Here is an 11,756-nt window from a genome sequence, read left to right as displayed (position 1 = left end):
TTGGAACGAGAGCATGTTGGAATGTATCATGCCGAAAAACGCAACGGAGCAGGCTTCATCACCCACGGTTCACCCCTGCTGGATTGATGGTCAAGCGGTTTATGGCGACACGACCTATCCCTTGATCAATCCTTCTACGGGGAGGAGCTTTGCCCAGGCTACAATGGCGGATGCGACCCTGGTCGATTCCGCACTGGCGGCAGCTCAGAGCAGTTTTCCCAACTGGCGGGCGGCGTCGGCAGCCTTCCGCACCGATCTTTTGTGCGCCCTGGCCAACCTGATACGCGAGCACCAGGCATGGTTCGCAAAGACCCTGTGCGACGAAGTGGGCAAGCCCATCGGCGCAGCACGGGACGAAGTATCCAATGCAGCCCATCTGATGGATTATTTTGCTCAGGAAAGTCTCCGCCTGAGCGGTCGGATTCCGCTGCTTGGGTATCCGCGTGAGCAGGTCATGATTGTTCGAGAGCCGGTGGGGGTGGTTGCCGCCATAACCCCATACAATTATCCGCTGAGCACTCTGGTCTGCAAAATGGCCCCTGCGCTTGCCGTGGGGTGTACGGTCGTGGCCAAACCGGACGAGCATACTCCCATAACCGCCATCAGACTGGCCCAACTGGCATCGGAAGCAGGTCTGCCCAATGGGGTGTTCAGTGTGGTCACCGGATTTGGTCCTGAAACCGGAAGGCTTTTGGTCGAGCATCCCACACCGCGGCTCATCGCCTTCACAGGAAGCACCGAAGTCGGTAAGGAAATCCAGGCGGTCAGCGCCAGATGGGTGCGCAAGGTGGTCTCGGAACTGGGGGGGCATTGCCCTGCCATTGTCTGTGCCGACGCGCCCTGGCGGGAGCTGGTATCGTCCATGGTCTGTCAGAGCTTTCGCAACTGTGGCCAGTACTGCTACCGCATCAGCCGTATCTATGTAGATCGTCAGATCTATGATGAATTTTTGACTGAATTCATGGCCGCAACTGGCCGGCTTCGTGTGGGGCCTGCCCCGGATCCGGAAACCGACCTTGGCCCGATGAATAATGCAATGGCGCTGTCCCACCTGCAAAACCAGATAGCGCAGGCAAGAGCGGAAGGGGCTCGGGTGCGGCTGGGCGGCGCCCCTGCCGACCTGCCCTCGGGCGGATTCTACTATCTGCCTACCGTTTTGACCGACGTCACGCCCGAGATGCGCATAGCGAGAGAGGAAGTCTTTGGGCCGGCTGTTGTCATCAGCCCGTTTGCCGACCCTCGCACAGCCATTGAGGAAGCCAACGGGAGTCCTTACGGCCTCGGAGCTTATCTGTTTACAGCGGATTTGGCGCGAGCAATGGAGTGGGCGGGACAGCTGGAAGCAGGCAGCGTGTGGGTGAATCGTATCCACCAGGCCTACCCGGAAGCGCCCTTCGGAGGCATGAAGGAAAGCGGACTTGGCCGCGAAAAATCGCGCTTCGGCATCGAGGAATACACCGAGCTGAAAACCATTTATTTGTCTTATTGATTGCGGCCATTGAGCCTCGATCTGCTGTGTTCAACAACAGGAGTGATAGACCATGGTGCCCATTGTTTGCATTGTCGGTGCTTCCGGTTCAGGCAAGACCACTTTCCTGGAAAAATTGATTCCCATGATGCGTGATAGAGGCTACCAAGTGGGGACAATCAAGCACGATGCGCATAATTTTTCCATGGACCACGAGGGCAAGGATACGTGGCGCCACAGGAACGCGGGAGCACAAACCATTGCCATTTCTTCTCCGACCCAGGCGGCAACCATTCGTACTACGGCTCAGGAATTGAGCCTGTCCGAACTTGTCGTGCGCTATTTTTGGCAGGAGGATATTATCCTGGCGGAAGGCTACAAACGCTCCAGCTATCCCAAAATTGAAATATTCCGCTCGGCGGTCGAAGCGCGGCCGATTTGCACCCCCAAGGATCACCTGATCGCCATCGTCACCGATGATGAGACGGACCTGGATGTGCCAACCTTCCCCTTTGACGACGTGTCGCAGGTCGCTGATCTGATTGCAGAGCGCTATCTGAAAGAGCGCAAGCGGCCAAGAATTCTGGTGCATGTGAACGGCAAGAAGTTGCCCATGAACGATTTTGTGCAAGATTTCTTGATTGGCGGCATTCGCGGGATGCTTTCCAGCTTGAGGGGATGGAAGGAGGGGGAAAAAGTTGACCTTCACATCACCTGGGAGGGCCGTTGAGTGCTGACGGGAGCCGTTCTTGCCGGCGGCCGCAGCAGGCGCTTCGGCAAGAACAAAGCCCTTGAAATTTTTCATGGCAAGCGTCTGGTTGATCATGCTGTTGAGTCGTTGCGCGGCAACTGCAGCCCTGTCTTGCTTGTGGCCAACGATTTGAATCTCTACTATGATGTGAGAGCAACGCTTGTGCGCGACATCATTGCCCACCAGGGGCCTCTTGGGGCCATATACACGGCGCTCTTGTTCAGTCCCCATGAATGGGTCTTCGTCCGGGCAACGGATATGCCTTTCTTTGCTGCGGAAATTCTGGCTCTGATGCTGCCGTTGAGAACCGGGTTTGATGCCGTGGTTCCTCTGTATAACAGTATGTATGAACCTCTTCTGGCACTTTACCATCGCCGATGTTTACCGGTGATTGCATCTGCCTTGGAGAACCACGAAAGAAAGGTCATCTCCTTTTATCCCAAAGTCAAAGTCACAGCTTTGCAGGAAGAAGAGTGGCGGCAGGTGGACGAAGAGGGGCGCAGTTTTTTTAATATCAACACTCTTGAGGACTGGGAGCAACTCCAATGGAGCTGATGGAAGCCAGGGAGTTGATCAGAGAGCTCGCATCACCCGAAGGCATCGAGTGGGTTTGGCTCGATCATGCTCTCGGCCGCGTATTGGCGGAAAAACGCAACGCCAATCGAAACATACCCGGGGAACCTCGTGCACTGGTGGACGGTTTTGCCGTCGTCAGTTCCGACACCGCCTCTGCAAGGCCGGATAGGCCTTGCAGGTTAACCGTCCGAGGCGAACTGTCCGCCGCAGGAGAATCCGGGGATCACGCCATCTCGCCCGGAGAATGCATGCGCATCCTGACGGGAGCTCCGCTGCCGCGCGGCGCCGATGCCGTCATAGCCCAGGAAAATGCTTTGCGTGCGGACGAACAAATTGTCATAGATGAGCCGTTCTCCATTGGAACCGGGGTCAAATCTGCAGGCAGTGAGGTGAGCAAAGACGGGTTGCTGCTCGATCAGGGTGTCCTACTGACTCCAACGCGACTGGCTTTGCTGGCTGCATTGGGTTATTCTACGGTGCCTGTCTTCATGCGGCCTCGGGTCGGCCTGCTGGCAACGGGCAATGAAGTGAAGGAGATGGGAGAGAGCATCGAAGGGCCTTTCACCTATTGCAACAATCGGTATCTTCTGGCCTGGTCCACTTCCCTGCAGGGGGGCCGCCCCATTCATCTTGGAACTGCAAAGGATCACCCCGATTTGATTGCGGGAACTCTTGACCATGTGGACGCGGCAATCGTTATTTCCACCGGCGGCATGGGTCGCGGCGCCCGCGATTTTGTGCTGGCCGCCTGGGAAAAAGTGGGCGTGACCGTGCTGTTTGAGGAGGTCAATCTTTTACCGGGGCATAGAAGCGCTTTGGGGAAACGAGGAAAACAGATTTTCATGGCTTTTCCGGGCAACCCCTGGGGTGCCCAGGCGGCGTTTGAACAGCTGGCTACCGTTGCGCTGCACCGCTGCCAAGGGTTGCAGACCTATGCAAATCCAAGCGTGCCGGCAATCCTGGAAGGCAGCATAACAAAGCGTGCCGGCTTTTACAGGGCGGTGCGGGGAACGCTGCAACAGAGCTCGAAAACATTTTCTTTCAGGCCTGAAAGCAACAAAAGTCAATTTAGTCTGTCAAATGTACAGGAAAATTTGTCCTATATTCTTCTGGAATCCCATATATCAGAATCACTGCCGGGAAGCGAAGTACAAGCACGATTCTACGATTTCCCTTTGCTGGCGCTTCCCTTATTCGGGGTACAACGCCCTCGTGAGGGCAACTATGCTTAAAGGCTCACCTGTCGAAACGGCGTATTACAGATTTTTGGAACGCTACTTGGTTCCGCGGCTTGTCGAATTGCACCTGAAACCCAATCATATCAGCATCTTAGGGCTCCTGGTGAGCATGATGGCCGGAGTGTCATTCGCCTTCCGGCCCTTCTGGGGAGGGCTGCTGACATTATTGACAGGCCTGCTCGATACACTCGATGGCTCACTTGCCCGGAGCACAGGCCATACTAAGAAATTTGGCGCCTTTTTGGACTCAGTTTTGGACCGCTATACCGAACTGATCATTTACCTTGGCATATGGTGCTATTTTTATCGGCAGGGGATGGCCAATGCTTTCATTTCGATAACTATTTTGCTGATCCTATTCGGTTCGCTCATGGTCAGTTACACGCGGGCCCGTGCTGAAAGCCTGGGAGTTCGCTGTCTGGTTGGAATGCTTCAGCGCGGAGAGCGGATTATCATGATAGGCATAGCCGGATTTTTGAATCCTTTGGTTAATCAGCTACTTGGTAATCCAAGCAGCCGATGGCTCCAAAATATTGAACTGATCTCCATGCTTCTGCTTCTGGCTGTCGGCACCAATTTGACCGCCCTCTGGCGATTCATACACGTTCTCAATAATCTTCGCCGCTAAGCTCCGGACACCTTCGCTGACCGAAGAATTCCAGAAAGATTCACGCCGCCGCCATCTATAGAGGAGTATCCGCTTTCTGCAGGATTATTCGATCATCTTCTCTATAAATTTCAAAGGAATCACCCACCTCAAACCCCAGCTGTTCGATCAGGAGGGCCTTGTTGAGGGTGATGCTGCCGCTCTGCCCTATGGTTCTAAAATTGGTGGTCTTAATGATCATCGAGGGCTTCAACGCACCCTTCTCCCGGCGGCGAACCAACGGCCTGTCCGGCGCTGAGGGCTTGGGTTTGGCAAGGATTGGGGTCTGCTTATTGAACTCCATCTGGGGAATTTCGCCTAATTCGGCAAGCCCGCGCATATACAGGTCCTGAACTTCGCTCTTGAATTTTATTCCAAACAGTTTCTGCACCGACTCAAGCGAGCGCCCATTGCGTATCTCATTGGCCACCAGCTTCGCATCCACATTCTTGTATTCAACCTGCATGGTATTGTTCCTTTCTGTTGGCTGAGCAGTTTTTTCACCTAAAGCGGATCAATCAAGAGGGCTTATTCGTCCTGCCGAGGAAAGCGCGCTGCACGGCATGGATCTACTGCAGGCGGCAACCATGCAGAACCAGCCCGAATCAACTTCACATCTTCAAAGCGAATACCGCGCTGAGACTGGAAACGCACTACCTGTTCTCAAATTATTTGAATCTAATAATAAGAAAATCCCTGAGATCCCAGAAATCTATGATTCAACCTGCTTGAGGGGAATCTTTACAGACGCGGCCGTAATTCACAAACATCTATGCACTCAAAATATCAGTTTTCATCTCTTATGAATGGTGAAATGCTGAATGGATTTTTGTCAGTTGCTCTTGAGGCGCACTAAAAATAATCAATGATCGAGCGACTGTCAAGCGCTCCGGGAGCTCTCCGCACAAAGGCACAGCTTTTATGCATGCCGGCGCATGATTTGACCGAGCTCATGAGTCAGCCGTATCACTCGTTCCGCCATTTCACGAGAGAGACTTGCGCAGCCGCAACTGGGTGTAAACAGTGAGCAGGACAAGATCTCTCCTAACCCGGGTTGACCCTCAAACAGCTCGGCTACCTGATCCATCCATCGATCGGCCAAGCGCTGCGCCGATTCTTCAATGATTGTTGCAGGATCAGAAGTCGGCACCATTCCCCAGGCTATCTTGCGGTTCATGGAAATGAACCGGGCAATGCGGTCTTTGTACAGGGCAAATTTTTCAAAATAGTGGTAGGCATCAAAATTAATGATATCAACGTTTGAATCGAAAGCCAGTAACCAATCTGTGTTGGCACAGACATGGATTCCCGCTAGAGCTCCCGCCGCGTGAACGGCATCGACCACTTCCGTGAGTAATCCCTGAACCAATTCACGGGATACGCTGATGAAGGCCGACGACCCAAACCCTGCCAAAGCAGGTTCATCCAGGAACAAAATTACCGGATGCCCCAGGGACTCGAGCTGCTGCACCTGCCATTTGGCTTTCATGGCCAGATGCTTGGCCACTACATCCACAAACCTTTCATCGTAAAGGAGCGCCCGGTCCCGCTGGTCTTTCAAGCCGGAAAGCAACGTGAAGGGACCCACTATCTGCCCTTTGACCGCCTTGCAGGGCAGATCTAATCGGCTCAGAACCTCCATGAACCGGTAGAACGTTTTACCGGTTTCCGGTCCCAGTTGGAATCGTGAGCCTGCAAGGTCTTTACTTCCTGCTTGAATCTCCAGGTATTCTTCATAAAAGGAATATAATTCCTGGTCGATTTGAGCAGAATCGGTCTTCACCCTGAGATCCTCGGCACCTTCCTGTATCCCGGGCAAGCCCTCAAGGTACTGAACCATCATCTGTTCGCTCTTATAGGCTGGAAGCTGCGGCCATACCGGGATTTCGGGAACCGCCCGAATGACCAGATCGATCGCCTCTTCTCGATCCTGGTGAGGCATACTTCCCACCAGTGTGACGGAGCCATCCGCTCGCCAATTGTCCATGGATACCTCTTTCTCGCAGATGTGTTGCATCGCCTGTGCATCTCGCAAATCAGCAGGGGCTGCATTGCGTATCACATTTACAGCGTCAGGTCAATTTGCAGCGCCCTGCGGAAATAAATGTCGTCCATCCTTCATGAGTTCTGTTTAATGTTGAAAATTATATATAATAAGATAACATGAATCAGTAATTTTTATAATTATTAATCGAGTGCCTTGCAAAACTTATTGAAACGGTCGTCCCTGGGCAACAACGCGCGGCCGAACTTGTGCAAGAGGGGCTGAATTCCGTAGGTTGGGTAGAACGCAGTGAAACCCAACATGCGCACTGGTCAGTCCTCCGCATTTTTTGAGGTGAGTGGATGCCCAAACCAAAGTTGGTCATATACGCGACGGTACTTGCCGCCTTAGCCGTCGGCCTTCTCCTGTGGCATGGAAACCTGGGTAAAGTCCTGACCCCCTTCCTGACTCCGGGTGCAAGTGACGAACCGGCGCAAAAAGGTCCACCCGCTGCCGATAAGGGAGATTCATTGCCGGCCGCCGGCTCAATCCAAGGACCCGCGGGCCAGGCGCAGGCCATCAAAAGAACCGCGATTCCTGCACCAGATAAGTCGATTGATTCCAAAGGCGAACCGGAGGAGTTACCACCCGCTCCCCCATTGCCGGAAATCCATCCTGAAGCCAGCCAGGACGAACGCCGGGAGGCGTACGGATTAGAAGACAGTGTTGATTTCATAGTACGTCCCGATGAACCCTTTGAAATCGCCGGTAAACAGTGGACCATTGACGAGATATTGAAGCGCCTGCACCCTTCCATTGAACGTGAACCAATCCTGCCAAGTATTCAGGAGGCCGACATCGGCTCCGCCCTGCGCAAACCCATTAAGCCTCAATCCCCCGCCAAAGGAGAACCGGCCGCCTATTACGCCGTCCGCGTGGTGCTTCCGGAGGATAACCTCTGGAACATTCATTATGCCATAATTCAAGAGTACCTGGCTCGGCGCGACATCATTTTGTCACCCTGGGCCGACGAACCCTATCGCAATGGCCGGAGCAGCGGAGTCGGCAGGTTGCTCAAGTTCATCGAAGGCCTGGTATATGTCTACAATTTGAACCAGAATCAGTTCAAAACAGACATCCATCTCATTTATCCTAACGAAATCGTCGTTTTTTTTAAAATTTCCGACTTGTTTGCCGCCCTCGACAAATTGCAGCCGGAAGATCTGCAAAGGCTGCGATACGTCAGCAACAGTCTGCAGCTGGAGCACTCCGGGCAATCCTCCAAACTGCTGGAGCGCTGAGCGCTGTAGAGACCCTGACACCGAGGAGCCGCCCTTTTAGGCCCAATCGACCCATTTTTTCCCTATAAGCCCCCGGGGAAGCCCATGCGGGAGGCGGCGTTTCACCACGCACCAGTGCGGACCCTGTGCAGCAGGCAAAAGGCTCCGTTCCAATCCGGTAAACATATTCTAAGACTACGAAAAGATGCACAAAAAAACCATATTTCCCTTGACGGGTGAAAGAATGTTCTGCTAGATTTTGTGCTCCAGCGAGGGAGGGGGAAGGGGTCGACGTGTAGATTTATGAGCGTTCATTCGCATAGTTCAATACCACGCCTCACACTTGATTTCCATTATCCCCCGGGTGGCTTAGACTGAGTACAGTTGCACACAATAGAGTGTCCGAAATGGGCCTGCCAGGGTGCAGGTTGGGTTTTGTCACGTGTACCGCGTGACTCGAGCCGACCTGCGCAATTCGGCCACTTGATTGTGTAGCGCTCAAACGCCGTCAGGACGGCAGGCAATCGGGCGTCACGCCCCATTTTGCAGGTTTGCCGGGGTGATGCCGGGTCGGCATGCCCGGACAGGCTCCTGGCTTGTTCCCTGACAGCAGATGGGGGTTTTCAGGGGAAGGAGGTGACTCGGGGCTGGGATTTCTGGAGGAGCTTGCATAGCAGGTAACACTTTTTTGGGGCTACTGTGTGATTGAGAGAGGAGGAGGAGAGAATGAGGGCTTACATTCGAGTTTTGTTAGCGGGACTCATCGTTGTTGCCTGGGGAGCTCAGGTATGTTTTGGAGCGGGTTTTGCTCTGTATGAAGGCAGCGCACGCGGAAACGCTCTCGGCGGTGCCCTGGTTGCCAGGGCGGATGATCCTTCCGCAGTTTACTACAACCCGGCCGGCATTACCCAGTTACCCGGGTTGCAGATGATGGTGGGCGGTACTTTTATCCTGGGGTGGTGAAAATCGTCCCTGATATGCTCAAATATTTCAACCGAGAATTGTTCCGAACTGTTGTTGTATTTTCAACATAACAAAGTCGATTGTGCGGGACTTTTTGAATAAATTCAAGTATGGATAGAATTTTAGGCTCTCATCTTTTAGGAGGAACCGATCCATGCTTGATAAGAACTCGAAATCTGAAAGTGATTGTTACAGAAGCCCGGCCCGCAAGCTCATCAAATTTTTTGAAGAAAGCCGTGACCAATGGAAGGCCAAATGCCTGAGCGCAAAGTACCAGATCAAATTGCTGAGCAACAAGATTCGGTACTTGGAGAAGCGCAAGGCAGATCTTAAAAAAAGGGTGAAGAAGCTTGAAAAGGAGCTCGAAGAGTTGCAGGAAAAAAAACGATAAGCATCCCTGGCTGTGAGAAATTCGACATCGTCCCAACGTTTCATACCTATTCCATCGCGCATATCTCTCTTTTCGTGGAGTTTGTTTTATCAGGGGGATCGAGTCTGAGAGGGGCAAGTCGGATTCTCAAGATCATTTCATCCTCTTTGGGACTCGGTAGATCGACTCCGTCCTGGTATGCGGGTCGGTTTTGGTTGCTTCGTTTGGGCTACTATAAGCTTGAGCGAGCAAAGGAGAAAGCAACGGACTGGATATGGATAGTGGACCACACCGTTCAACTGGGAAGTGAGAAGTGTTTAGTCATTGTGGGGATTCGCCAGAGTTCCTTGCCGGCTGTTGAGCTTCGCCTGACCCATGAAGATGTGGAACCGATTGCGTTGTTGCCCGTGACGCACTCCAACGGCGCCATCGTGTATGAACAGCTTGTTAAAACGATTGAGAAAACCGGGGTGCCTCGGCAAATCGTGGGTGATTACGGGCCGGACATAAAGTCGGGAATTGAAAGATTCTGCCGCCAGTACCAAAACACATGCTACATTTACGATATCAAACACAAGGGAGCCGTCCTGCTAAAGCGCGAACTTCAAGACGACGAAGACTGGATCAAGTTTACTCAAAGCGCCGCTCAGACTGCCAAGAAAGTTCAGCAAACGAATCTAATGGCGTTCGCTCCACCCAACCAGAGGAGCAAGGCGCGCTACATGAACGTGGATAAGTTGGTCCAATGGGGACAAGATGTGCTCAATTACTTGGATCGAGGAGTCAGCAATGATGGACTCGATCTCACCCGGATGAATGAAAAGCTTGGTTGGCTGCACGAATACCGTGAACAAATTGGTAGCTGGAGCACTCTGATGAATGTGGTCGAGAGTGCCGTTGATTTCGTGAGGTCCGTTGGAATCTACCGCTATTGCAGTATCGACTTGGAAACTGCTATCGAGGAATGCGGCAATGACGATCGAGCAAACCGGGTTCGCGCTGAATTGATTTGTTTTGTAGAACAACAATCATTAAATGCCAAACCAGACGAAGTTCTGCTTGGAAGCAGCGAAGTCCTTGAATCGGCTATTGGTAAGTTCAAGACCCTTGAACAAGATCAAGTCAAAAGTGGTTTTACATCCATGCTCCTATCATTTTCAGCTTTTCTATCGAAGACGACCCAGGACGCAATCCAAACAGCGCTTCAAGCAGTTCCAACTAAAAAGATCCATGAATGGTTCAAGGAAAAAATCGGTCAATCGGTTCAATCACAGAGAAAAGCATTCCTGAAAGTGGCGAGAAGTACGGAATAAAAATGGCATCAATTCTTACTCCAGGATTTGGGCATGATTTTCACCACCCCACTTTTATCCTGCCCAGTGTGGATGTGACCACAACCAATCCCATAAGCGGGGAGAAAACGAAAACCAGCTCGGACGCCACCGTTTGGATGCCCCCGCACCTGTACACCACCTATCAGTTTAACGACTCAGTCTGGTTTGGTTTTGGCGTTTTCGGTCAGTTTGGATTGGGCACGTTGTTCCCGGCGGATTGGACCGGCCGTTACAATTCCTACGATGCCGAGATCAAATCCCTCACCTTCAATCCCAATGTGGCATTTAAGGTGAATGACCAGATTTCTGTGGCAGGCGGCATCGATTTGATGTGGTTCGACCTCAGGCTCAAGAACAAAATCGACGCCCTGCGCATGAACAACCCCATGTATGACGTCCGGCAGAACCTGACCGGGGATTCTTTCTCCGCCGGCTGGAACCTCGCACTGCGCTACCAGCCATGCGAATGGGGCGCGTTCGGCATCTCCTACCGAAGCAAGATCAAGCAGAACGTCACGGGAAATGTTGACTTCAACAAACCACAAATTTTAGAAATGCTGGCGCCGCAAGCGTTCCCCAATACGGGTGCGGGCGGCGACATCACACTGCCTGATACGCTCTCCATGGGATTGATGTTCAAGCCCTGGGAACGCTTCAGCGTTGAGATCGGCGGGACCTGGGTGCGCTGGAGCACCTATGAATCGCTGACCATTTCCTATGATCAGCCCATCATTGGCCCTCCCTTTGTCCCGGCACCGGTTGATTCAGTCAAGCGGGACAAAAATTGGCATGATACCTGGCGAGCCCAGGTCGGTTTTGAATACACCGCAATGGATTGGTTGGATCTACGTGCCGGCTACATTTACGACCAATCCCCCGTCGACGATGAGTACGCTGATTATCTGCTGCCGGCCAACAGCCGTCACCTGTTCAGCTTCGGACCCGGATTTCGCTGGCGCAACTGGACGCTGGACCTTTCCTACACCTACATCTGGATATTGGACCGCGAATTCAAAGCAACCCCCTATCAGCTCAGTCAAGGCATCATGGATTCGAAGTTCGATAGTGGAAAGGCGCATCTTGCCGGGCTCAGCCTGAGCTACAAGTTTTAACTGCATTTAATCGTAATCGTTCACCGCAAAGACG

The 11,756-nt window shown here is 52.7% G+C and carries 12 protein-coding genes; 10 read left to right on the top strand and 2 right to left on the bottom strand.

The annotated features are described in order from the left end of the window. Nucleotides 1–28 precede the first annotated feature (28 nt). From K1V27_RS16285 to K1V27_RS16265, 5 genes are read left to right on the top strand one after another with little or no spacing between them, the layout of a single operon-like run. Nucleotides 29–1,489 carry an aldehyde dehydrogenase family protein gene (locus tag K1V27_RS16285; RefSeq protein WP_258931105.1) on the top strand — a complete coding sequence of 487 codons (1,461 nt, stop codon included), beginning with the start codon at nucleotides 29–31 and terminating at the stop codon, nucleotides 1,487–1,489. A 52-nt stretch (nucleotides 1,490–1,541) separates the two neighbouring features. Further along, nucleotides 1,542–2,198 (top strand): molybdopterin-guanine dinucleotide biosynthesis protein B, encoded by a 657-nt coding sequence (gene mobB / locus K1V27_RS16280; protein ID WP_258931104.1) that lies wholly within the window; start codon nucleotides 1,542–1,544, stop codon nucleotides 2,196–2,198. Further along, nucleotides 2,199–2,774: a molybdenum cofactor guanylyltransferase gene (locus K1V27_RS16275; protein ID WP_258931103.1), complete on the top strand. Its 576-nt coding sequence runs from the start codon at nucleotides 2,199–2,201 to the stop codon at nucleotides 2,772–2,774. Then, nucleotides 2,765–4,027, top strand: a complete 1,263-nt coding sequence (locus K1V27_RS16270; protein WP_258931102.1) for a molybdopterin molybdotransferase MoeA — start codon at nucleotides 2,765–2,767, stop codon at nucleotides 4,025–4,027. Before K1V27_RS16275 ends, K1V27_RS16270 begins: the two co-directional genes overlap by 10 nt. Beyond that, complete coding sequence (locus K1V27_RS16265; RefSeq protein WP_258931101.1) at nucleotides 4,020–4,661, top strand: CDP-alcohol phosphatidyltransferase family protein; 642 nt, start codon at nucleotides 4,020–4,022, stop codon at nucleotides 4,659–4,661. Before K1V27_RS16270 ends, K1V27_RS16265 begins: the two co-directional genes overlap by 8 nt. Before the next feature lie 55 nt (nucleotides 4,662–4,716). Here K1V27_RS16265 and K1V27_RS16260 read toward each other — a convergent pair whose 3' ends face one another. Both K1V27_RS16260 and K1V27_RS16255 read right to left on the bottom strand, forming a co-directional pair. After that, complete coding sequence (locus K1V27_RS16260) at nucleotides 4,717–5,145, bottom strand: AbrB/MazE/SpoVT family DNA-binding domain-containing protein (protein ID WP_258931100.1); 429 nt, start codon at nucleotides 5,143–5,145, stop codon at nucleotides 4,717–4,719. Between the two features lie 453 nt (nucleotides 5,146–5,598). Next, complete coding sequence (locus K1V27_RS16255; RefSeq protein WP_258931099.1) at nucleotides 5,599–6,666, bottom strand: uroporphyrinogen decarboxylase/cobalamine-independent methonine synthase family protein; 1,068 nt, start codon at nucleotides 6,664–6,666, stop codon at nucleotides 5,599–5,601. Nucleotides 6,667–7,025: 359 nt separating this feature from the next. Between K1V27_RS16255 and K1V27_RS16250 the strand changes: the two genes are divergently transcribed. The 5 genes from K1V27_RS16250 (at nucleotide 7,026) to K1V27_RS16230 (ending at nucleotide 11,722) form a co-directional block, all read left to right on the top strand. Next, the gene (locus tag K1V27_RS16250) at nucleotides 7,026–7,964 is read left to right on the top strand and encodes a hypothetical protein (RefSeq protein ID WP_258931098.1); all 939 of its coding nucleotides are present in this window, start codon (nucleotides 7,026–7,028) and stop codon (nucleotides 7,962–7,964) included. 705 nt (nucleotides 7,965–8,669) lie between these two features. Then, the gene (locus tag K1V27_RS16245; RefSeq protein WP_258931097.1) at nucleotides 8,670–8,906 is read left to right on the top strand and encodes a hypothetical protein; all 237 of its coding nucleotides are present in this window, start codon (nucleotides 8,670–8,672) and stop codon (nucleotides 8,904–8,906) included. Between the two features lie 154 nt (nucleotides 8,907–9,060). Continuing rightward, nucleotides 9,061–9,297 carry a hypothetical protein gene (locus K1V27_RS16240; protein ID WP_258931096.1) on the top strand — a complete coding sequence of 79 codons (237 nt, stop codon included), beginning with the start codon at nucleotides 9,061–9,063 and terminating at the stop codon, nucleotides 9,295–9,297. A 326-nt stretch (nucleotides 9,298–9,623) separates the two neighbouring features. Then, on the top strand, nucleotides 9,624–10,589 hold the full coding sequence (locus K1V27_RS16235; RefSeq protein ID WP_258931095.1) for a hypothetical protein: 966 nt from the start codon (nucleotides 9,624–9,626) through the stop codon (nucleotides 10,587–10,589). 2 nt (nucleotides 10,590–10,591) lie between these two features. After that, nucleotides 10,592–11,722, top strand: a complete 1,131-nt coding sequence (locus K1V27_RS16230; RefSeq protein WP_258931094.1) for an OmpP1/FadL family transporter — start codon at nucleotides 10,592–10,594, stop codon at nucleotides 11,720–11,722. Nucleotides 11,723–11,756: the final 34 nt, after the last annotated feature.

Origin of the sequence: Desulfoferrobacter suflitae (assembly GCF_022603395.1) — a bacterium.
In the GTDB taxonomy this organism is placed as follows: domain Bacteria; phylum Desulfobacterota; class Syntrophobacteria; order Syntrophobacterales; family Syntrophobacteraceae; genus Desulfoferrobacter; species Desulfoferrobacter suflitae.
Note: the sequence above shows the minus strand (reverse complement) of the source record. Positions and strands in the feature narration are given on the sequence as shown.